This window comes from Halogeometricum borinquense DSM 11551 (assembly GCF_000172995.2).
GTDB lineage: Archaea > Halobacteriota > Halobacteria > Halobacteriales > Haloferacaceae > Halogeometricum > Halogeometricum borinquense.
This window is the reverse complement of record NC_014729.1, coordinates 1,353,163-1,374,649: the sequence shown is the minus strand read 5'-3', so window position 1 is coordinate 1,374,649 and position 21,487 is coordinate 1,353,163. Positions and strand designations below refer to the sequence as shown.

The 21,487-nt window shown below is 62.0% G+C and carries 24 protein-coding genes, 1 tRNA gene and 1 rRNA gene; 12 read left to right on the top strand and 14 right to left on the bottom strand.

Annotation, left to right across the window (positions count from 1 at the left end; genetic code table 11):
- Nucleotides 1-10 precede the first annotated feature (10 nt).
- Nucleotides 11-132 (top strand): 5S ribosomal RNA (gene rrf / locus HBOR_RS07065).
- Between the two features lie 238 nt (nucleotides 133-370).
- On the top strand, nucleotides 371-1,699 hold the full coding sequence (locus HBOR_RS07060) for a hypothetical protein (protein WP_006054272.1): 1,329 nt from the start codon (nucleotides 371-373) through the stop codon (nucleotides 1,697-1,699).
- 48 nt (nucleotides 1,700-1,747) lie between these two features.
- Here the strand turns inward: HBOR_RS07060 and HBOR_RS07055 are convergent, their stop codons facing one another.
- The gene (locus HBOR_RS07055; protein WP_006054271.1) at nucleotides 1,748-2,173 is read right to left on the bottom strand and encodes a hypothetical protein; all 426 of its coding nucleotides are present in this window, start codon (nucleotides 2,171-2,173) and stop codon (nucleotides 1,748-1,750) included.
- Nucleotides 2,170-2,475 (bottom strand): hypothetical protein, encoded by a 306-nt coding sequence (locus HBOR_RS07050; protein WP_006054270.1) that lies wholly within the window; start codon nucleotides 2,473-2,475, stop codon nucleotides 2,170-2,172. The genes HBOR_RS07055 and HBOR_RS07050 overlap by 4 nt, the downstream gene beginning before the upstream one ends.
- 143 nt (nucleotides 2,476-2,618) lie before the next feature.
- Here HBOR_RS07050 and HBOR_RS07045 point away from each other — a divergent pair, with 143 nt between their 5' ends.
- Both HBOR_RS07045 and HBOR_RS07040 read left to right on the top strand, forming a co-directional pair.
- Nucleotides 2,619-3,809: a redox-regulated ATPase YchF gene (locus HBOR_RS07045; RefSeq protein WP_006054269.1), complete on the top strand. Its 1,191-nt coding sequence runs from the start codon at nucleotides 2,619-2,621 to the stop codon at nucleotides 3,807-3,809.
- Nucleotides 3,810-3,860: 51 nt separating this feature from the next.
- Nucleotides 3,861-4,205, top strand: coding sequence for a hypothetical protein (locus HBOR_RS07040; RefSeq protein WP_006054268.1), 345 nt, complete (start codon nucleotides 3,861-3,863; stop codon nucleotides 4,203-4,205).
- Nucleotides 4,206-4,268: 63 nt separating this feature from the next.
- Here HBOR_RS07040 and HBOR_RS07035 read toward each other — a convergent pair whose 3' ends face one another.
- Entirely contained in the window at nucleotides 4,269-4,940 is a 672-nt protein-coding gene (locus tag HBOR_RS07035) for a helix-turn-helix domain-containing protein (protein ID WP_006054267.1), read from the bottom strand.
- Between the two features lie 84 nt (nucleotides 4,941-5,024).
- Between HBOR_RS07035 and hutU the strand changes: the two genes are divergently transcribed.
- The 5 genes from hutU (at nucleotide 5,025) to HBOR_RS07010 (ending at nucleotide 11,442) form a co-directional block, all read left to right on the top strand.
- Nucleotides 5,025-6,788, top strand: coding sequence for a urocanate hydratase (gene hutU / locus HBOR_RS07030; RefSeq protein WP_006054266.1), 1,764 nt, complete (start codon nucleotides 5,025-5,027; stop codon nucleotides 6,786-6,788).
- Complete coding sequence (gene hutG / locus HBOR_RS07025) at nucleotides 6,785-7,735, top strand: formimidoylglutamase (RefSeq protein ID WP_006054265.1); 951 nt, start codon at nucleotides 6,785-6,787, stop codon at nucleotides 7,733-7,735. Before hutU ends, hutG begins: the two co-directional genes overlap by 4 nt.
- A complete protein-coding gene (hutI, locus tag HBOR_RS07020; RefSeq protein ID WP_006054264.1) occupies nucleotides 7,732-8,943 on the top strand; it encodes an imidazolonepropionase in 1,212 nt (403 codons plus the stop codon). The genes hutG and hutI overlap by 4 nt, the downstream gene beginning before the upstream one ends.
- Nucleotides 8,936-10,534 carry a histidine ammonia-lyase gene (hutH, locus tag HBOR_RS07015; protein ID WP_006054263.1) on the top strand — a complete coding sequence of 533 codons (1,599 nt, stop codon included), beginning with the start codon at nucleotides 8,936-8,938 and terminating at the stop codon, nucleotides 10,532-10,534. Before hutI ends, hutH begins: the two co-directional genes overlap by 8 nt.
- A gap of 134 nt (nucleotides 10,535-10,668) precedes the next feature.
- Nucleotides 10,669-11,442 carry a DUF2270 domain-containing protein gene (locus tag HBOR_RS07010; protein WP_006054262.1) on the top strand — a complete coding sequence of 258 codons (774 nt, stop codon included), beginning with the start codon at nucleotides 10,669-10,671 and terminating at the stop codon, nucleotides 11,440-11,442.
- 94 nt (nucleotides 11,443-11,536) lie between these two features.
- Here HBOR_RS07010 and HBOR_RS07005 read toward each other — a convergent pair.
- The 8 genes from HBOR_RS07005 to HBOR_RS06970 form a co-directional block, all read right to left on the bottom strand.
- Nucleotides 11,537-11,611, bottom strand: a tRNA-Glu gene (locus tag HBOR_RS07005).
- Between the two features lie 118 nt (nucleotides 11,612-11,729).
- Nucleotides 11,730-12,920, bottom strand: a complete 1,191-nt coding sequence (locus tag HBOR_RS07000) for a metal-dependent hydrolase family protein (protein ID WP_006054261.1) — start codon at nucleotides 12,918-12,920, stop codon at nucleotides 11,730-11,732.
- Nucleotides 12,921-13,125: 205 nt separating this feature from the next.
- Nucleotides 13,126-13,986, bottom strand: a complete 861-nt coding sequence (locus HBOR_RS06995; RefSeq protein WP_006054260.1) for an MOSC domain-containing protein — start codon at nucleotides 13,984-13,986, stop codon at nucleotides 13,126-13,128.
- A gap of 6 nt (nucleotides 13,987-13,992) precedes the next feature.
- Complete coding sequence (locus tag HBOR_RS06990; RefSeq protein WP_006054259.1) at nucleotides 13,993-14,736, bottom strand: archaeal proteasome endopeptidase complex subunit alpha; 744 nt, start codon at nucleotides 14,734-14,736, stop codon at nucleotides 13,993-13,995.
- 117 nt (nucleotides 14,737-14,853) lie between these two features.
- Nucleotides 14,854-15,033, bottom strand: a complete 180-nt coding sequence (locus HBOR_RS06985) for an HVO_2922 family protein (RefSeq protein ID WP_006054258.1) — start codon at nucleotides 15,031-15,033, stop codon at nucleotides 14,854-14,856.
- 202 nt (nucleotides 15,034-15,235) lie between these two features.
- Entirely contained in the window at nucleotides 15,236-15,787 is a 552-nt protein-coding gene (locus HBOR_RS06980; protein WP_006054257.1) for a dihydrofolate reductase, read from the bottom strand.
- Nucleotides 15,787-16,785 (bottom strand): thymidylate synthase, encoded by a 999-nt coding sequence (gene thyA / locus HBOR_RS06975; protein ID WP_006054256.1) that lies wholly within the window; start codon nucleotides 16,783-16,785, stop codon nucleotides 15,787-15,789. The genes HBOR_RS06980 and thyA overlap by 1 nt, the downstream gene beginning before the upstream one ends.
- Nucleotides 16,786-16,872: 87 nt before the next feature.
- The gene (locus tag HBOR_RS06970; protein ID WP_241432312.1) at nucleotides 16,873-17,361 is read right to left on the bottom strand and encodes a hypothetical protein; all 489 of its coding nucleotides are present in this window, start codon (nucleotides 17,359-17,361) and stop codon (nucleotides 16,873-16,875) included.
- A gap of 123 nt (nucleotides 17,362-17,484) precedes the next feature.
- Here HBOR_RS06970 and HBOR_RS06965 point away from each other — a divergent pair, with 123 nt between their 5' ends.
- Both HBOR_RS06965 and HBOR_RS06960 read left to right on the top strand, forming a co-directional pair.
- Nucleotides 17,485-18,504, top strand: a complete 1,020-nt coding sequence (locus HBOR_RS06965) for a hypothetical protein (protein ID WP_006054254.1) — start codon at nucleotides 17,485-17,487, stop codon at nucleotides 18,502-18,504.
- A 35-nt stretch (nucleotides 18,505-18,539) separates the two neighbouring features.
- The gene (locus HBOR_RS06960; protein ID WP_006054253.1) at nucleotides 18,540-19,118 is read left to right on the top strand and encodes an MBL fold metallo-hydrolase; all 579 of its coding nucleotides are present in this window, start codon (nucleotides 18,540-18,542) and stop codon (nucleotides 19,116-19,118) included.
- Between the two features lie 21 nt (nucleotides 19,119-19,139).
- Here the strand turns inward: HBOR_RS06960 and HBOR_RS06955 are convergent, their stop codons facing one another.
- A complete protein-coding gene (locus tag HBOR_RS06955) occupies nucleotides 19,140-19,445 on the bottom strand; it encodes a DUF5827 family protein (RefSeq protein ID WP_006054252.1) in 306 nt (101 codons plus the stop codon).
- A gap of 89 nt (nucleotides 19,446-19,534) precedes the next feature.
- On the opposite strand from HBOR_RS06955, the gene HBOR_RS06950 reads away from it, so the two are divergent.
- Entirely contained in the window at nucleotides 19,535-20,053 is a 519-nt protein-coding gene (locus tag HBOR_RS06950; protein WP_006054251.1) for a DUF7522 family protein, read from the top strand.
- A gap of 78 nt (nucleotides 20,054-20,131) precedes the next feature.
- On the opposite strand, the gene sod is transcribed toward HBOR_RS06950, so the two are convergent.
- Nucleotides 20,132-20,731 (bottom strand): superoxide dismutase, encoded by a 600-nt coding sequence (gene sod / locus HBOR_RS06945; RefSeq protein ID WP_006054250.1) that lies wholly within the window; start codon nucleotides 20,729-20,731, stop codon nucleotides 20,132-20,134.
- Between the two features lie 101 nt (nucleotides 20,732-20,832).
- Nucleotides 20,833-21,438 (bottom strand): DJ-1/PfpI family protein, encoded by a 606-nt coding sequence (locus HBOR_RS06940; RefSeq protein ID WP_006054249.1) that lies wholly within the window; start codon nucleotides 21,436-21,438, stop codon nucleotides 20,833-20,835.
- Nucleotides 21,439-21,487 lie beyond the last annotated feature (49 nt).

The window sequence follows — 21,487 nt, the reverse complement described above, 5'->3', positions numbered from 1 at the left end:
CGGTTGGCGTTAAGGCGGCCACAGCGGTGAGGCAACACCCGTACCCATCCCGAACACGGAAGTTAAGCTCGCCAGCGTGATAACAAGTACTGGAGTGTGCGAACCTCTGGAAACATTATCTCGCCGCCTCCCATTCATACTACAACGCCCACACGGGTCGGCCCGTGTGGGCGTTTTTCATTTCGAACGGACGCATAGACGCAGCGAGAGTTAGCAACAGCCATCTCACTCGATCATACCGCAGATCGTCAAACGGCCTGAAACCCGCGTTGTCGGCCGATTAAACCGAATTAAATCCGGCTAAAACGACGAATAGTCGGGCTCACGGACATTCTGTACTATGTGGGTGTCGCACTTTGGTGAGCCTGCAATGCGCATCAAATCAGTCACAGTCTTCGTGGCAGTCCTGCTCGTCGCAGCCGCTATTCCGGCGGCGGCGAGTGCCGCGACGACGTTAGATGTGAACGTAGAGCAAGACGATGCGACGGGCGAGGTACTCGTCGATGTCACCAATAACGGAACCGCAGTCGAGAACGCGACAGTGAACGTCACCAGCGAAGCGGGGTACGTGGGCAACGGGACGTATCAGACGGACGCGAACGGATCCGTCACACTCGCCCAACCCGAGGACACGCAGAACATCACCGTCACCGCGACGGATGACAACCTGAGTGCGGAAACCACCGTCCAAATCGTCGGCGACAACGACCTGACGGTCGATGTCGCGCAGGCAGACGACGGGACTGTGTCCATCGGTGTCGAACGGAACGACACTGCCGTGGCGAACGCGACAGTGAACGTCAGCGTCTCGAACGACAGTTACGCGGCCACCGGAAATTACACGACCGATGAGAACGGAACCGTCGAACTCGATGCACCCGAGGAGAACGTCAGCGTCACGGTGAACGTCTCCGAAGGAGACGACACGACGACGAAAACCGTAGACCTCGTTGCGCCAGAGGTATCCCTCGACCTGAGCGTCGAACAGACGACCGGCGTCGAAGTCAGCCTCGAACGCGGCGATGAGGCAGTCGAGAACGCAACGGTGGACGTCACCAGCGACGGTAACTACAGCGGGACGGGTACCTACGAGACGGACGCGGACGGAACCGTCTCGCTTCCCGCACCGACCGAAAACGTCACCATCACGGTGACCGCGACGGCCGACAACGACACCGTCTCGGAGACGGTTGATCTGACGACGGAGTTCGTCGAAGAGGAGAAGAACTTCGGACAGGCAGTGAATTCATTCATCGAAGCACTCCGCGCGGCCGGATTCAACGGCCCGCCGGGTCTCGTCATCTCGGACTTTGCGACGGAGAACAACCCCGGTAACGCAGACGACGCGCCCGGACAGGAGAAAAAGCACTCCGACGACGAGGCGAACGAGACGGCCGCTGACGACGACAAGCGGGGTCCGCCCGAACACGCGAAGAAAGGCAAGAAAGACAAGAACAACGAGAAGAAGGCAGGCAACGGCTCGGACAACGCGGACAAGAACGACGCGAAACCGGACAAAGACGAGTCAGAAGACGAGTCTGAGGATTCCGAAGAGGAACGTGAAGACGACGACAGCGAGCAGGGTCCGCCGGAAAACGCCAACGCTGGCGGGGGCGCTAACGCCAACGGGAACGCCAACGCCGGCGGGAGCGTTACCGTCGGTGTTGACGCGAACATCAACGTCAACAGCGGGAACTAGTCGGACAGTCCAGTTCGAGTAACGTCGCGGATGCGCGAGAGACGTACCTTAGAGTTGGTCTCCGCGACTCTCTTTTGACAGACGCGTTCGAAGATCAGAGAGCGGGAGCCCTGCCCGTGTCGCAACGCGTTCGACAGCAACGTCGAAGCGCTGAGATGCACGAACGGCACCGGCAGCGACGAGTTCGTTCCGTGCGTCGGGCGGCGACCATGTCGGTTCTGGCGATGCCGACTCCAAGGCGGAGACGGCGACAGTGCAGACCAGCGCCGCTGTCAGGGTGTCGGACTGCGTTTCCCGGGAGTCCGCATGGGTGTTTCCGTGAGCGCGTACGACTGCACCGGCAAGAGCGAAGTAGCGACGCGAGTCCGCCTCGTCAAGGAGTGCGCGTTCGAGTGCGCTATCGACGACAGCGTCGAGTGCGTCCATTCCCGGTGCGGCAACCCCCGATGCGTCCGTTTCAGTCACGTCGCTCACGCGTCGTCGGCGGTCGGTGCCGAAAGATCCGTTTCGATTACGGTACCGTCCGGGTGGAGCGTGACGCGGCCGAGCGATACTGTTTCGCCCGCGGGCGTATCGGTGGCGACCGCTTGGAGGACTCGGCGTTGGTCGAGCCGGTCCCAGACGACTCGTTCGACGAGTTGTTGGAACTCGTCGGGGTCGCGCCACCCCGAGTCGATATTCGAGGGGACGTGGACGACGAACTGGAGGTCGGAGTCGGTGACGTGGATGCCGACGCCGAAGGTGTCGCCGGCTGCGTCGTCGTCGCTGTCAGTCATACCGGAACGTCGGACGTGGTGGGACAAATAATCGGTGGTGGCGTCGTCAGCTATCGGACGGCGGAAATATGGGAACTGACAGCACACCGCTGAGACGGCATGGATAGGACGCCTTTTGCCCGCCGAGTAACTTCGAGGAGCCAATGAGCTACAAGATCGGACTCGTCGGCAAGCCGTCTGTCGGCAAGTCTTCTTTCTTCAATGCGGCGACGATGAACGACGTACCCGAGGGTGCGTATCCGTTCACGACGATCGATCCCTCCGTGGGCGAGGCGTACGTCCGCGTCGATTGTGCGGCCCCGGAGTTCGACGAAACGTGTACGCCGTCGGTCGGCTTCTGCGATAACGGAACGCGATACGTCCCAGTCAAACTCGTGGACGTGGCGGGGCTCATTCCCGGCGCACACGAGGGGAAAGGACTCGGAAACCAGTTCCTCACCGACCTGAACGAGGCCGACGTACTCGTGCACGTCGTAGACTTCTCCGGTGAGACAGACATCGAGGGCGAGGCGACCGAGGGGCACGACCCACGCGAGGACATCGACTTCCTCGAAGACGAACTCGACATGTGGTATCTCGACATCTTAGAGAAAGGTCTCGAACGCTACCGCTCTGGCTACCACGGCGAGGAAAAGAACGTCGAGGAGGACCTTGCAGAGCAGATGTCGGCGTTCAAGACGAACAAAGACGAGATAAAGCAGGTCATTCTCTCGCTCGGACTGTCGTTGGATCCCGACGACTGGGACGACGCGGACAAAGAGGCAATCGCCCGCGAGATCCGCAAGCGGACGAAGCCGATGCTCATCGCGGCGAACAAGATGGACAAGCCCGTGGCACAGGAGAACTTCGAGGAGATCACCTCGGATCCGGAGTACGACCACCTGACCTTTGTCCCCGCGAGTGCGCACGCGGAGAAAGCACTGAAGAACGCCGAGGAAGCGGGCATCGTCGAGTACGAACCCGGGTCGAGCGACTTCGACATCGTCGGCGACGTGAGTGGCGAACAGGAGGAAGGACTCGAACAGATACGCGAGTTCCTCAACGCCTACGACGGTGCGGGCGTGCAGGCGTCGTTGGAGACGGCCCTGTTCGACGTGATGGGTGCGATAGCCATCTTCCCCGGGAGTGCAAACGGCAAGTCCGACACGCAGGGTGTGTTCCGCGACTGCTTTATTCTCCCGGAGGGTTCGACGACAGAAGACTTCGCCTATCACCTCCACTCGGACATCGGCGACGGGCTGCTGCACGGAATCGACTGTCGGTCGAAGCGACAGGTCGGATCGGATCACGAACTCGAACACCGCGATGTTTTGGAGATCGTGACGACGGGCTGACGCGCGAGAAGTCGCATAATCTATCAGTGGTGAAGCGGAAATACGGGTACGATGCAGGAGGAACGTCCTGCTCTCGATGCCACCATTTCGGGGGAAATCGGTGGTCTCGGAGGAGATGTGACGTTGGATGACCTCTTCGGGGACGACTGGATGGCGGCCCACACAGACAGTGGGTCCATCGCGGAGTTCATCGAGTCGTGCGACTACGAGGTCGAAGATCAGGAGTCGTTTGAGAGCATTCCGGACCACGAGTGGGACGACCACGTCGCGGTCCACTCGGAGTTTGACGACTGGCGGTCGATGTTATCTGCGGCCGTCGAGTCGTACGTCAGTGTCGCCCGTCCCGCGACACCCGAGGGAGGAGCTGAGGGACCATCTGCGGAAGCGAGCGAGTAGCGCAGGCGAGTAGAGTCGCTCTATTACTGTACGAGTCGCCCTGTTACTGTACGAGTCGCCCTGTTACTGAGACTGACCGCGGCCGCGCCCGCGGAGATGTTCGAACACTGCATCTATCAGTTTGTTCTCTGCGCGTCTGAGGTGTTCTTCGGCAGTGCGTCGGCTGACGCCGAGGCGGTCGGCTATTGCTTCCGTCGTCGTCCCACGCGGGATTTCGTAGTAGCCGTCTTCGACTGCAAGCTGAAGAACGTCGTACTGGCGAGGGCTGAGATCCGGAAGAAGGCTCGAAGGCGACAACGGCGCATCCTCAGAGACCACGTTCACGTGACGTTTCGACAGGACGTCAACGAACGTCCCGTCGGCAACGAGTTCCCGATACAGGTCGGTCAGCGACCCCGAGTCGAGAGCGAGGACGCGACAGACTTTCGCGCCGCGTTCATAGCGGAGCGGGGGAAGTAACAGACAGTCGTTGCGGACGAGGTACGCCTCTATCGCGTTCGTATCGTGCCGTCTGAGGCAGTCGTCGGTGATGAGGAGAACCTCTTCGGGGCGGTCGAGCCGTTCGCGGACGCCGACGAGATGTTCGACGCGGTCCACCACTGCTTCGGCATCCGGTCCGCGGATATGCAACAGATCGCAGTGATCGTTGCACCACAACTCCAGCGATGCGGCCGTCTCTTCGGTCGCCAGCGTGTACCCGCCATCGTCCGTTATCTCGAACGTCGCCTCGTACACACTGGGACATCGATACCGGACGCATATAAACTACTCTCCAAACGGAGGCTAAGCCAGTATGTGTGCTGGGCGTTCACTACCAGTATGGACGAGACAGACAGCGAACGGCACACGGTAGGCGAACCGTCCGACGAATGGCGTCGGTACCAGGGTTCGCCGACGGGAACGGACATCGAGTGTGAGGGATGGCGGCAGGAAGCGGCGCTTCGGATGCTCAACAACAATTTGGATCCCGAAGTGGCCGAACGCCCGGAAGACTTGGTCGTATACGGCGGTACCGGCCGGGCCGCTCGGTCGTGGGATGCCTACGATGCGATTCTCGGCCAACTCCGCGAGTTAGACGACGACGAGACGCTTTTGGTTCAGTCGGGCAAGCCAGTCGGGCGGTTCACCACGCACGAACGCGCCCCGCGCGTCCTCATCGCTAACTCGAACCTCGTCGGCAAGTGGGACGACTGGGATCACTTCCACGAACTCGAAGCCGAGGGGAAGATCATGTACGGGCAGATGACCGCCGGGTCGTGGGCGTACATCGGCACACAGGGTATTCTACAAGGCACCTACGAGACGCTGGCCGAAGCGGGTCGTCGGCACTTCCCGGACGACGAGGGGCTTCGGGGTCGGATCGTCGTCACCGGCGGACTCGGTGGCATGGGCGGTGCGCAACCGCTGGCAGTGACGATGAACCGCGGTGTCTGCATCGCCGCCGAAGTAGACGAACACCGGATCGACCGGCGTATCGAGACGGGCTACTGTATGGAGAAGACCGATTCGGTAGCCGAGGCAATCGAGCGCGCCGAAGCGGCCGCCGAAGAGGGTGAACCGCTCAGTATCGCCGTTCATGGGAACGCCGCGGACGTGCTGGAGGAGATGCTCGAACGCGGATTCGTCCCGGATGTCGTCACCGACCAAACGAGCGCGCACGACGAACTCGAAGGCTACTACCCGAGCGGCTACACCGTCGAAGAGGCCGACGAACTCCGCGAGGAGGACCCCGACCGGTACGTCGAAGAAAGCATCGACACGATGGAACGCCACGTGGACGGCATCTTGGAGATGCAAGCGCGCGGTGCCGTCGCGTTCGAATACGGCAACAACATCCGCGGACAGGTCGAGGAGTACAAAGGCAGAGACGACGTGTTCGACTTCCCCGGTTTCGTCCCGGCGTACATCCGGCCGCTGTTCTGCCGCGGGAAAGGTCCGTTCCGGTGGGCGGCGCTCTCTGGTGACCCTGAAGACATTCACCGGACCGACGACGCCGTCCTCGAACTGTTCCCCGAGGACGACCGTCTCTCGCGGTGGATCGAACTGGCGCGTGAGCAGGTGCAGTATCAGGGCCTTCCGTCCCGCGTCTGCTGGCTCGGCTACCGTACCGACGAGGAGGGTCTGACCGAACGCGCCCGCTTTGCGCTGCGCATCAACGAACTCGTCGCCGAGGGCGAAATCTCTGCTCCCGTCGTCGTCACCCGCGACCACCTCGACGCCGGGAGCGTCGCAAGTCCGCACCGCGAGACGGAGGCGATGCGCGACGGCACCGACGCGGTGGCCGACTGGCCCATCCTGAACGCCCTGCTCAACTGCGCGGCGGGCGCGGACATCGTGAGCGTCCACGACGGCGGCGGCGTCGGAATCGGTAATGCACTGCACACGAACAACCACGTCGTCCTCGACGGGTCGGATCTCGCTGCCGAGAAGGCGCGCGCAGTGTTCACCACGGACCCCGGTATGGGCGTGATTCGTCACGCTGACGCGGGGTACGAGGAGGCGCTGGACGAAGCAGAACGGTCGGGTGCTCACGTCCCAATCGACCCCGAAGACACGGGCCCGGCAGGGGCGGAGAGCAAATGACAGGTCCGGCACCGAACTGGTCCGGCACGTCATCGGACCCGAACGACGAACAGTTCGGGCACGTCGTCGAGCAGGCGGCGATTGACGAGGCAGCCGAGTACGACGCCGTTCTCGTCGGCGAACCGTACGACGGCGCGGTCATCGGCCGCCCCGGCGCACGCGACGGTCCGACGGCTATCCGCGATGCACTTGCGGGCGTGAAATCGCACCACTTCGACGCCGGACCCGTTTCCAGCGTCGGCGACGTGGGCGACGTGAAACTCGCTCGCGGAAGCGTCCGAGACGTACAGGATTCGCTCCGAGAAACGACGGCAGAACTGTACGACTCCGGGGCGTTCCCGGTGTTCCTCGGCGGTGACAACTCCCTCACATACCCGAACGTCGCTCCACTCCTCGGTGGGAACCGAGACAGTGAGAGCGACACTGGCAACGGCGACAGCGTCGGTGTCGTCAGTTTCGACGCTCATCTCGACTGCCGCGAAGTTCGGGAGGGGCCAAGCAGCGGGACGCCCTATCGACAACTGCACGAGGCCGGATTAGATACGCTCGCCGTCGTCGGCGCGCGGCACTTCGAGACGAGTACCGCGTACGCGGACTACCTCGACGAGCAGGGTGGCACCGTCGTCACCGCCGAATCCGTCGGCGACGGCGTCGATTCGGCGCTGGATCGAATTCGGACCGCCCTCTCGGACGTAGATACCGTGTACGTCAGCGTCGATATGGACGTGCTGGACGCGACGGCCGCGCCCGGCGTGAGTGCGCCGACGCCCGGTGGCCTTACCTCACGTGAACTGTTCAGACTCGTCCGTAGTATCGCCGGTGACGACCGAATCGCGGGATTCGAGGTAGTCGAGTGTGCACCGTCGTTAGACTCGACACCGACTGGACGCACTGCGGCGACGGCCGCCCGCACCGTCGCACACTTCCTCGGAGGCATGTCTACATGATTGATCTTCTCTTGACCAACGCAGCGGAAGTCGTAACGTACGCCGATCACGAGCGATTGGACAGCATCGAAGACGCCGCCGTCGCCATCGAAGACGGCCACATCGTCGCCGTCGGTCCAACGGACGAGGTGACGAGCGAGTACCCCGAGAGCGACGCAGAAAACGTACTCGACTGCGCGGGACAGGCAATCGTCCCCGGATTCGTCGATCCGCACACGCACGCTCTCTTTGCAGGCGACCGATCCGACGAGTTCGAGGCCAAACTCCGCGGAAAGACCTACCAAGAGATCCTTTCGGAGGGAGGCGGCATTCTGCGGACCGTCGAAGCAGTCCGCGACGCCTCGACGGACGAACTGGTCGAGAACCTCCTCGAACAGTTCGACGTTATGCTGGCCCACGGGACGACGACGGCAGAGGTAAAGTCCGGCTACGGTCTCGACACCGAGACGGAACTGCGGATGTTGGAGGCCATCGACCGGGCGGCCGACAGGCATCCGATTCGCGTCGTCCCGACGTTCATGGGTGCACACGCCGTCCCGAACGGAACTGACACCGACGACTACGTCGAATCGGTCGTAAGCGAACAGATTCCGAAGGCAGCAGAACAGGGTATCGCGGAGTTCTGCGACGTGTTCTGCGAGGAAGGCGTTTTCGACGTCGAGCAGTCTCGGCGCGTGCTGGAAGCGGGGAAAGAACACGGGCTGACGCCGAAAGTCCACGCCGAGGAGTTGACGCATCTCGGCGGAACGCAGTTAGCCGCCGAAGTGGGTGCGACCAGCGCCGACCACCTGCTGCACACGACGGGCGAGGACATCGACGCTCTCGTTGCCGCCGACACGACGCCAGTTCTCCTGCCGGGGACGGCGTTCGGTCTCGGTGCCGAGTACGCCGACGCCGAGATGTTCCTCGAACACGGCGCGCCAGTCGCACTCGCCACGGACTTGAACCCCAACTGCTACTCGCAGAGTATGCCGTTCGCCATGACGCTCGGATGCGTCGAGATGGGGATGACGCCCGCACAGGCGCTCGGTGCCTCGACGGTGAACGCCGCACGGGCGATTGACCGCGCCGAGGCGGGACGACTCGAAACCGGGTCGCCCGCCGACCTCGCCGTCCTCGATGCGCCGAGTTACGTCCACCTGTCGTACAACTTCGGCGTCAACAGCATCGACACCGTCGTCATCGACGGGGAGGTGGCCCATGACTGATGCATCCTCTGACGCCGCACCGGAAACAGTCGTCGTAGACGGCGAGTCGCTCACGCCCGAAGACGTGGAAGCGGTCGCCCGACGCGGTGCGAAGGTCGAAATCGACGAGGAGGCGCGAGCTGCGGTCGTCGCCTCGCGCGAACGCGTCGCAGAGATTGTCGAGAGCGGACAGGCGGTGTACGGTCTGAACACCGGGTTCGGACAACTCGTCGATACCCGTATCGAGGAGTCCGAAATCGAACAACTCCAGACGAATCTGCTCCGCAGTCACGCTTCCGGAGCGGGCCGCGCGCTCGACACCGAAGAAGTCCGTTCACTCCTTCTCACCCGTCTGAATGCCCTCGTGAAAGGGTATTCGGGTGTCCGCGAAATCGTCGTGGATCACTTGGCGACGATGCTCAACGAGCGCATCCACCCGGTGGTTCGCTCGCGCGGGAGCCTCGGCGCGTCCGGCGACTTGGCACCGCTCGCACACCTCGCGTTGGTTCTCATCGGTGAGGGCGAGGCGACGGTGAGCGGTGAACACGGTGAGCGCGAACGCCTCTCCGGAGCGGAGGCGTTAGCGACGGCCGAACTTGAACCGCTGACGCTCGCGCCGAAGGAGGGCTTGGCGCTCATCAACGGGACGCAGTTGACGACCGGCGTTGCGGCGTTGCTCGTTGTAGATGCTGAGCGACTGGCTGAGGCCGCCGACGCCGCCGGTGCCCTGACGACTGAGGTAACGATGGGCACGACGGCGAACTGCGACCCGGCCATCCACCGGGTCCGTCCGCACGGCGGGCAGGCGGCCGTGGCCGAACACATCCAAGAACTCACCGCGAACTCCGAAATCGTCGAGTCCCACGCCAACTGCGACAGAGTACAGGACGCCTACTCAGTCCGATGTCTTCCGCAGGTTCACGGCGCGGTGCGCGACGCTATCGAACACCTTCGCGAAGCGGTGGAAATCGAACTCAACAGCGCGACGGACAACCCGCTCGTCTTCGATGCCGAGAACGCAGACAACCGAGCGACGGGGACGGACGACGCGGTCGTCATCTCTGGCGGTAATTTCCACGGTGAACCGCTTGCTCTACGTCTCGACTACCTCGTGAGCGCGCTGACCGAACTCGCCGCCATCAGCGAACGCCGCGTAGACCGGATGGTGAACCCGAACATCCAAGAAGATCACCTGCCGCCGTTCCTTGCGGAGGATAGCGGTCTCAACTCGGGGTTCATGATCCCACAGTACACTGCGGCGTCGTTGATAAACGAGATTCGCGCCACGGGCCGACCCTCGATGGACAACACGCCCGTCAGCGGCGGCCAAGAGGACCACGTGAGCATGAGTGCGACGAGCGCGTTCAGCGCGAAGTCCGTCCTCGAAAACGCGCGAACCGTCGTCGCCGTCGAACTACTCACCGGATCACAGGCCTCGGAGTTCGTGGACGACTCCCTCGCGCACGGCCGCGGAACGAGCGTCGTCTACGAACTCGTTCGTGAGGTGTCGCCGCCGGTGACCGAGGACCGGAGCCTCGACGCCGACATCGAAGCCGTCGCCGAACTCGTCGCTACGGGACTCCTCGAAGAACGCCTTGACGACGTGATGTGATGTAACGAGTCCGAACGACCCTCGAACTCTCGAAACCATCACGAACGATCCACCGGAAACCCGGTGTGTCGAGTCGTCACGCGACAGTACCGACACAATTGTTTTCACCGCCAGCACAATACTATACAATATAGATGTCCGAACGTGGTGGGGAAAAGCGGGAGGAAGACGGGCCGACGGCCGATCACAACGTCGGTCGCGGACTTCTCGACACAGAGATGGGTCCGAGTTCAGCGATGGCTCACCTGTATCGCGGCGAGATACATCGGATGAAACTGTGGCGGGAGCGTCTGGACCGAACGACGAACTGGGCGGTTATTCTGATGGCCGCCGTGTTGACGTGGGCGTTCTCGCAGGCGACGCACCCCCACTACGTCATCCTGCTTGGAAACGCCGCCGTCGGTCTCTTTCTCTGTATCGAGGCCCGCCGTTACCGCGCGTACGACGTGTGGCGCTCTCGCGTTCGCTACCTCCAAGAGCACGTCTGGGCACCCGGATTGGATCCTGAGTCACCCCTCCGCGACGAGAAGTGGCGCGCCGAACTCGCGCGTGACTATCGTCACCCGACGCTGAAGATCACGTTTGAGGAGGCACTGGCTCACCGCCTTCGTCGGGTGTATCTCCCCTTGTTCGCCGTGTTGAACGGCGCATGGCTACTCCGCGTGACGGCATTCTCCGTTGATCCGTGGCCAGCGAGCGCGGCCGTCGGCCGGATTCCCGGCGTCGTCGTCATCGCCATCGTCATCAGTCTGTTCGCCGCTGCAACAGTGGTCGCGTACCGACCGCGGACGTGGCACACGCGGGGTGAACTCCTCTCGGAGGAACTGCGCCGGGACCGCGAGGAGTCGTATGAATCCTCGGGTACGCCGACTTCAGAGTCGTCGTCGGAGGACGAACGACGAATCTGAACCGTCGTGTCGGGTCTGGACGACGAAATTAGATTTCGTACAGGACACGACCGACACACGAAGCGGCCGCTCGCGGTTTCGTACTCGACAGAAATGCTCCGGCAGGGATTTGAACCCTGGTCATCACCGTGAGAGGGTGATATGATTGGCCGGACTACACCACCAGAGCGCATCTGTCCGTATCGCCCGGATGAATAAAACCATTCCGTTTCGGTATGGCCGTGGCGTGTCGTGGCGCATCATCGAACCGGGCGAAACAGGCGGTTAGACGACTTGACCGTCGCCGCTCACGCGACCCGTTCGCCGTCGCGGTAGACGGCCTCACTACCGCGCCACGCGCTCACGTTCTCGTTCGGATCGTCGGTGAGAACGAGCATGTCAGCGCGGTACCCCTCGGCAATGCGCCCCACGTCTGACACACCGAGCAATTCGGCGGCGTTGATCGTGGCGGCTTCGAGCGCCGCCTCGGCGGAGAGGCCGTACTCGACCATCAGTTCCATCTCGCGCAGGGCGTTCTCGCCGTGGAAGTTGAACGGCGTCCCGGCGTCGGTGCCCATCGCAATCGTCACACCCGCCTCAAGTGCGTGTTCCCACGCACGCTCGAAGCGGTCTTGAGCGTCTTCAGCCTTCTCGACGGCCTGTTCGGGAATCCCTGCTTCGACGCCGTTCTCTACAATCCCTTCGAGCGCGCTTGCCGTCGGCACCCAGTACGTTCCCTCGCGGGCCATCAATTCGGCCGCCTCTCGGTCCATGAATGTCCCGTGTTCGACGCTTGTGATCCCCGCGCGGACGGCGTTCTTGATGCCGACCTCGCCGTGAGCATGTGCGGCCGTCGGCACACCTTTCGCTGACGCGGTGTCAACGACCGCCGACAGTTCCCTCTCTGTGAGTTCCGGCGCGCCCGTGACGGCACCTTCGGTGAGAACACCGCCCGTCGCCATGCACTTGACGACGCCCGCACCGCGTTTCAGTTGCTCGCGGACCGCTTTTTGTACCTCCGCAGCCCCATCTGCTTCGCGGCCGAACCAGTGACCGTGCCCACCGGTCATGACGACGTTCTCACCGCAGGCGACGACGCGCGGCCCGTCGAGAACGCCCTCTTCGACAGCCACTCCGGCGTCGATAGCGAGCCGACCCGGTGCGCCGAGGTCACGAACTGTCGTCACCCCCGCCTCGATGTTCGCTCGGAGGTTGGCGGCGGCACGATAGCTCAGCAGTTCGCGCCCGTCCTGATTTATCGTCGTGACGTCCGGCCGGCCGTCCATCATCAAGTGGACGTGTGCGTCCACGAGACCCGGCGCGACCACCTTTCCTGAAACGTCCACTGCCTCCGTGTTCTCGTCGCCGGGTTGTACGCTGTCTTCGTCGCTCACCGCGATGATACGTCCAGTCTCAACATCCACGACCACGTCCGCGCGTCGCGTCCCGCGGGCGTCGGCAACGCGGCCGCCCTCGAACACGAGTCGGTCTGCGTCCATGTCCGCTCCGTTCTCCGTCGCCCCGCGTAAACGTCCGGGTAGCGGTAGCGCACACTGCGGCCCGGGGTGCAATCGGGGGGCGCTATCGTTTTGTCTCCGCGCAACCGTCCAGTTTCCTTGCCGTTATCTCGCGTACACTGCCGTCATCGTCGATGTTGGCTACCCGGTGATCGAAATCGACGACGACCGACTGCTCGCCCGAAAATCAGTTATCCGCTGGCTGCGACGTGCCGACGCGAATCTCGTCACCGACTGCAATCGTCTCGCCCCACGATTCTTTCGGGACACGCGTGTTCACCATGAGACGGAAGTCGTGGTTAAACCAATCGCCGCCGGACCACGGGGGCTTCGTCTCGCCGCGATGCCGAATGAACGTTTCGCGGAATCCATCGTACTCCGCGCCGGTGTCCGGGTCGCGTGACGGGACGACGCACCGCTGACACGGGTTGACACCTTCGAGTTGAACGTCACCGATAGAGAATTCGACGACGCGGCCTCGTTCGTCGAACAGGTGGTCTTCCCAGAACGCGGGCAGCACCTCGTCGCCCGCCGCGCCGAGTTCGACGTTCGCACGGAGACGGCGGCGCATCCCGTCGGTATCGATGCCGTCGAACCACGACGCCACTTCGCGGAGCGTGGCAGTACTCACGACAGTCGGACCCGATGCCTCGGTGTCGTCGGGAAAGCCACCCTCACGGTTCTGTCGAAGCGACACCTCGTAGTCGAAATAGTCGGAGAGAAACGCCGTCAGTTCGGCCCTGTCCGCATCCACATCGAACGTCTCTGTTCTGTCGGAGACGGCAAGGCGAAGCATCCGCTTGTCAGGGTCAAAATCGGCGTCGATTCGGTGGACTGCGCGTTCGCGCTTCCCGTTCACGTAGTCGCCCGACTCGTCGAACAGGGCGAACTCTCTGTCTCCGTCAAGCCCGCCGTTCCGTACGATTCGAACCGACTCGCGGTCGTATCCGTCGAGCGATTTCACCGGAAACGTCGTGAGACGCCGGACGACGGCCGTCTGATCGCATTCGGAATCTGTCCCGTCCTCCGACGCCGAATCTGTCGTCATCTCGCCCTACTCGGAGTCGTCCGCGTCGGGCACGTGTTCGGAGAGGATATCGTCGATTTCGTCCGATCCGACGCTGTAGTAGCCCTCCGCAGAGACGGTGACAATGCTCAGATCCGCCGCTTCGATTTCATCGTCCGGAACTGCGAGAGCGCGGACAGCGAGACTCACACCGTCCGACAGAGCGAGTTCGCTGCTCCACTCGTCTTCGAGGAACTCTTGGATATCGCCGCGGTTCGATCCGATAGCGACAGCTTTCCACTCGTGCGGCGCGCCCGAGGGGTCTGTCTGGAACAGGCGGGGTTGGGCATCGTCGTCTTCGCCGTCCATGCCACCGATGAGCAGCGACGCACCGAACGGCCGAGTACCGCCGCGCTGCGTGCTCTCTTGGATCATGTCCGAGAGGGTCTTCGCCAGCGTTTCGACGCCGATAGCCTCACCGTAGCGGAGGTGGTTCACCTGCGACTCTTCGCGCGCGTCGTCGACGAGTTGGCGGGCGTCAGCGACGTGGCCCGAAGATGCGGCACCGAGATAGCTGTCGAGTTTGTGGATCTTCTCGATACTCTCGGCTTCCATGAGCGACGAACTCGTCCGACGCTGTGCGCCGAGGACGACGCCGTCTGCGGTTCTAATACCGACACTCGGTGCGCCTCGTTTGACCGCTTCGCGAGCATATTCGACCTGATAGATACGGCCGTCGGGAGAGAACAGCGACGTACCCCGGTCGTACGCCTGCTGGTCGTTCCGGTTCATGCCTCTACGTGCGGCCCCCGGAGGTATAAAAGCACCACCGTGGGACGATAGTACCGCATCCCGGCGACGTATGTACGTCCGAGGGGTGACGCGGCGGACCAGACGGATTGTTCGACGCTACACTTCCTCGATAGGCGCTTCCGGCGCGTTCTCCTGTACGCTCTGGATGCCGTTTCTGGCGTTCTGTTTCGTGGCGTAGCCCTCGCCGCTGTCGGCGATGATGTTGCCGTTGTCGTGAACCAGACGCCATCGGAACTGCCCTGCTTCGTCCTCGTACAGTTCAAATGTAGCGGACATAACCTGTTGTTAGGACGGATTTAGTATAAGTGTAAGTGAGAGAACTAGTCAAACGGTGACACCGGTCTCTCCTCGTCTCAACCGAGTCCGATGACATTGGATGCTCACTGCGTCGTCGCTGCCTTGACACGGCCCACCGGATCCCATTATTGTTGTTATAATGACGTTAACTGGACCTGCGGAATCCTATCTGGCTGTTTCGCTACTCGACTCGTTCGTACGTCACGAAGTCGAACGACTCTCGTTCGTCTCGGTCCGTCTCGATCCACATCGCCTCCTCCCATTCAGGAAACTCCGTCTCGCCGTCGTACGAGTCGTGAATTTCGGTCAGAATCATCCGCGTCGCCCGCGGGAGGAACTGTGCGTAGACGCGTGCGCCGCCGACGACGTACACCGTCTCGACGCCCATCTCTTCTGCGACCGACTCGGCACGCTCGGTGGCTTCCTTGATTGAATTGGCGAGAACGGCTCCTTCGGGGAGATCCAACTCACGGGAGGAGAGGACGATACTCATCCGACCGGGGAACGGTTCGCCGATAGCGTCTACGATGTTCTCGTACGTTTTGCGACCCAGAATAACGGGATGTCCCATCGTCGTCTGCTTGAAGTGGGCCATGTCTTCGGAGAAGTGCCACGGCATCCTGCCGTCACGGCCGATAACACCATTCTCGGCGACGGCAGCGACGAGGACGTACTCGATGCTCTCGGCGTTCGCATCTGTTGTGTCTCGGTCGATCGAGTCTGACTCGTTCATTACTCGGCCACCGCGAATCGAATACCCTCGTCGGGGTCGTAGTCGTGCAGTTCGATGTCGTCGTACGTGAGTTCGTCGAGGGGAACGTCAGCTACGTCGATGGTCGGTCTGTCACCGGGTTCACGGGCGCACTGCTTCAGCAGGCCGGGAACGTGGTCGTACCGTTCTTTCCCCTCGGCCTCTGCGGGTGCCGCCTCCACCAACCAATCGCGCACGTCGAGATACTCATCGCGCGAGCTTACGTCTGCAAGGCGTGTCTGGAGGTCCGAGAGGTGGTCGCCATACCACGCGCCGCGGTCACCCTCGCCGCAGTAGACGTGCGCGTCCACGACGGTATGAGCGAACTTGCCCACCTCGAATCCGGTCCGTTGGGCGACAGCAGTAGCGAGAAGCGCGTACGCGGCGATATTGAACGGGATTCCGAGGGCGATGTCACCCGACCGCTGGGTGAGATGGAGATTCAGCTTGTCACCCTGCACGTTGAAGACGAACGAGTAGTGGCACGGCGGCAACGTCGAGACGGCGGCGTTGGCGGGATGCCACGCGTTGACGACCATGCGCCGGGAGTTCGGATTCTCCCGAAGCGTGTCCAGAACGTACTGGATCTGATCGAACGTCCCCTCGTCGTTCATCCAGCGATGGGTATCCTCCGGCCACGCTTCGCCCGGCAGCCCTTCGTCGGGAACGGGGAAACGCCGCCAGAACCGGCCATAGGCCGTGTCGAGGCGGCCCTCTTCGTCGGCCCACGCGTCCCAGATACCCGTTTCCTCGCGGAGCGTCCGGATGTGTTCCTCGCCGGAGAGATACCAGACGAACTCGTGAATCAGCGAGTTCCAGCGAAAGCCCGAGAGGTCCTTCGTCGTGAGGAGGGGAAAGCCCTCCTGTAAGTCCACCTCGTAGTGGCGGCTAAATGCCGAAATCGTGTCTACGCCGGTGCGGTTCGGCTTGTGTTGGCCGTTTGATAAAACATCGGTGACTAAATCGAGATACTGGCGCATGGTGGACTCGGGTTAGGTTGTTGTCTTCAGTGCTGGTCTATATGATTTGTTTTTCGGTTGCGGCGACGTGACAGCGGCGGAACGCCACTAACTACTACGCTTCCACGCCGGAAAATTTGGCTGGTACGTCCTTACAAGACCATACCCGAAACTCAGCACGAGCACGACGTGAAGGACGACGAACAGTTGGATTTCGACGACCGCGAGATTCCGACACGCGCCGGCGGCGTCACACCATGGGAGCGCACGCGTCGGTAACAACCACAGTTCGTAGACGCTGTGGAAGATACCAATAGCGGCGAACAGTTGCTTCAAAATCAGTGTCCCAAGAAGGGCCACAACAATCCTCGATAGACCTGCGACGAGAGCGTCGCCGCCTTGGAGATTCACCCACAACAGCAACATCTCGTACGCCTCCTTCGAGAACAACTCTGGAACGTGCGGCCCGATGAGATGGACGTACGCATCTCCGAGAAACATCGCGGCGAGTCCCGAAAGCACCGGTGCGATTCCACCGAGGAGTAACGCCGTGTTCAGCACTTGTTCACCGCCTACGACTGCCCTGCCATCGCTCATAGATGTAGTTTAAACGCCATTATCTTAGCCCTATCTTAGCCCTATACGTACACTGATACTCCCGCGAATCACACGACTCGTTTATTCAAAGAGTTGAAATCAGCAGCATCCCTTTCTCCGACAATGCCCTCCCGCCGCAACGTTCTTGCCCTCCTCGCCACCGTGCCACTTGCCGGATGCGGCGGTGACTCCGACAACTCGAACAAGACGGATACTGCCCCGCTCTCCGGTCGAACGATTCTCGTCGATGACGAAGTGCCGTTCCCTCGCGTCTCGGGCGTCAGACTCGTTGACTCTGTTGCGGACGCCGAGATACTGGTCCTGCCGCCGAGTGAGGAACACTACGACACTGCGCTCGACGCACTCGAACGCGGGACGCCCGTCGTCGTGGCCGGTGACGATGCTCCGCTCCATATCCAGCGTATTTGCGGACGCACCGGCCAGCGGTACGGAGTGCCCAGCAAGGCGTGGTCTTCGGGCGACCGTATCGCGGCGGCAGTTCCCTCGGCGGACCGGATCGACGTGCAGTATCTCGTACCGAGCAATGGAACGGAACTTAAAACGCAACTCCCGTGGGCCATTTCGGAAGTGCTCGACGCTCGCCCACCCGAGTTCACGATAGACGACCCTGCGAACCCGGACGGCGGTATCGAACTCGGGCGTGTCCGGATGCGTGGCCGCGTCGAAGTCGGCAATTACGACCGATGGGATCGGGTGACACTCCTCCCGGAGCAAACGAAAGCGGTGGTCGAGACGGTGGCGACAGTGGATACCGACGGCGCGCCAGACAAAGACGGATTCCACGTGAGCGAAGTCGGGGTGCAGACCGAATTCGACGACGCGTCCATCGAATCGGCTGGACCGGAGACGGCGACGCTCGACACGTTCTCCGTCGAAGCGGCGGTGGGAAAAAAGCGAAGCGAAGCAACGCATACGTTTTCGCCCACGAGCGACGACGCGCGGCAGTCGATGACTGTCGGCGCGCGGACCGTCGTCTCTCTCCCCGAACTCGCGCCGCCGTTCGGCTACATCGGTAACGTCAAGTTCGCGTGGCGGCGCGGGCGATTCCTCCGTGAGGACGAGTCGTGGGTCGCCCATACTCCCGGACCGGCCGTCTGGCGCGGATTCGAACCAACGGCATAGAAAGAGGAAAGTCCCGGTCGCCTCTAGCGTCGGGCATGATTACCAGCCTCGCGCACGACGTGCAAGCGTTCACCAGCAACGTCTTTCTCGTCACCGGCGACACGACGGCGCTCGTGGACGTGGGCGCGAACTTCGACGTGGTGTCGCGCGTCCGCGACCACGTAGACGAACTCGACCGCGTGTACATCACCCACACGCACCGGGACCACGTTGACAACGTCGCGGCCGTCCGCGAGGCGTTCGACGTGGAGACGTGGGGATTCGATCCGGATCAGTCGGAGGTAGACCACGCTATCGCCGACGGCGAGACAGTTCAGATTGGCGACGACGACTACGAAGCACTCCACACGCCGGGACACAAGAACGACCACCTCTGCTTTTACTCGCGTGATGCGAGCGTGCTGTTCGCCGGCGACTTGGTGTTCGCTAACGGCTCGTTCGGCCGCACTGACCTCGAAGAAGGCGACCGTCCGACGCTGATCGAGAGTCTCGACCGAGTGCGTGAGACGATAGACGAAACGCTCTCCGAGATGCACACCGGTCACGGACCGAGCGTCACCGAACGCCCGTTCGACGACGTGGAACTGGCCGGTCGCGCCGCTCGAATGCGATAGTCGCTCGTCGCGGCCGTCGCGTTACTCGTCCGCCCCGTCCGGAATCTCGTCGGCGGGGCGCGACTCCGACTGGATGCCGAAGTAGCCCGGTTCGTCGCCTTCGGGGTCGTTGATGACCAACTCGTCGGCGTGCGCCATAAGCCACGGAATCGTCCACGTGACGACTTGGTCTTCGGTCTCCGCGTCGAGTTCCGTGGCGGGGTCGAGTCCTTGCAAGAGGCGCGCGATTTCGGGCACCGTGTACATCAGTTCGTCGTCCAGCACTTCTTCGGGTTCGTATAACTGGTACGGGTACAGCGTCTCAAACTCCGTCTTCGGTCGTGGCATACCGGATGCTAACCGCCTGACTACGTAAACGTCTTGACTCTATGAGGAAGAATCACAATAGTTAACAGGGATTCTTGGTGTGTGAACGTATGGAACGTCCCTCCGAACAATTGCTGAGTGTTTTCCGCGAGTTCGGCGGTGAGGCGCTCAGAGACGTGTGGGTATTCGACGAACGGACGTTCGAAAAAGTGTTCGTTCGGTCTGACGTCGAAGAGGCGATTGAGGAGGGTGGTTTGGACGTTGAACGCTTCGTTGACAACGAACGTTATGGGTTCATCACGCAGCAGACGTACGAGTCACTCTACTATGCCGATTACAGCTATACCGTCCGCGGATTCTCGACGTTCGAGCAGTTCCGGACGTTCTTCGGCGAGGGACCAATCGGTGTCTTCGCCAGTTTCGATCTTGATGACGGCGACTGTTACGACTACCAGACGCTGAACGAGTCGGTTCAGTCGTTCGGCGGCGAACTCGGATCCGAGGCGTTCGGACTCGGGGAAAACACCGAGAAGACACTGGCGGATGCGGAGTCGGACACTGGAGAGTCAGAAACAGAGACAGACGCCGAAGAAGACGCCGAAGAGATGGACTCGGTAAAAAATCCCTGAGCGGCTTATTTTCGACGGATACTGACGGCTCTCCTCCACGAGATCGCAAAAGAAAAATCGGGATGTGCGTGGTATCGCTTACTCGAACAGCTCGACGGCCTGCTCGTAGCGGGCACTCGGCTCTTCCCAATCGACGACCTCGAAGAAGGCGTCGATGAAGTCGCCGCGGGCCGGACCGTAGTCGTGGTAGTAGGAGTGTTCCCACACGTCGAGCGCGAGAATCGGGTGCGAGCCCCAGAGAGCGCCCTGGTCGTGCTTGTCCACCACGACGTTGCGAAGCTGGTTCGAGAACGAGTCGTAGACGAGGAGCGCCCATCCGCCGGCGTTTCCAGCGGCGGCTTCGAACTCGCCCTTCCACGCTTCGTAGGAACCGAAGTCCTCCTCGATGCGGTCTGCGAGGCTCCCGGTCGGTTCGGAACCGCCTTCGGGGGACATGGAGTTCCAGAAGAGGTCGTGGAGAATGTGTCCACAGCCGTTGTGTGTAACGTTTCGGATTGCGCCGGGCGAAGAACCGAAGTCACCCTCCTCGCGGTTCGACTCCAGCGTCTCTTCCGCACTGTTCCAGCCGTTCACGTAGCCCTGATGGTGGGTGTCGTGATGCCACGTGAGGACTTGTTCGGAGATGTGCGGTTCGAGTGCGTCGTACTCATACGGCAATGGGTCGAGTTCGTAGCTCATGATAGTTCCTCCACACACTCTTTCTCTTGGATTGCTGTTAAACGTTGAGGAAACGTATGCTAGCACGTGACTGTCTCTGTCTGCGACGGTCACCAAAGCGGCTAGTTGCGGGCTGGTTCGGTCTGTCTCTCGTATTCGATTTCGGCCGCGACTTGGTCGGCTATCTTCAGCCCACACTCCCGTTCGACAAGATGGAGTGCGAGGTCCAACCCGGAGGTGACGCCGCCCGCCGTGAGGACATCGCCGTCGTCCACAAAGCGTGTGTCTTGTATGTCTACATTCATCTCCCGTAAGTCATCGAGCGCAGTGGCGTGGGTGACGGCGGGGCGACCGTCGAGCACGCCGGCGTGAGCGAGGAGCATTCCACCCGTGCAGACGCCCGCGACGACACCTCCTCGTTGGGCATAGGCGGCGATGGCGTCGGGTATCTCGCCGTTCTCGGCTTCCATCCCCGCACCCGGTTCTGAAGGGTCGCTCCAGCCCCCGCCGGGAACGAGGAGAACGTCTGCGTCCGAACTGTCCGGATTGAACGTTCCATCAGTCCCGACGCGGAGGCCGTGGCTCGCGGTGACTGTCTCTCTCGCGTCGAGCGTGACAAGTCGCGCACTGCAGTCGGCCCCGAAAGCCCCCGCCGTCTCGAACACTTCGTACGGTCCAACGGCGTCGAGTTCGTCGAAGCCGTCGTACAGGAGAATTTCACTGTGCATGGTCAGTGTGGGGCTGCCACTCCCAAAATCGTTCGTTCGATTTGACTGA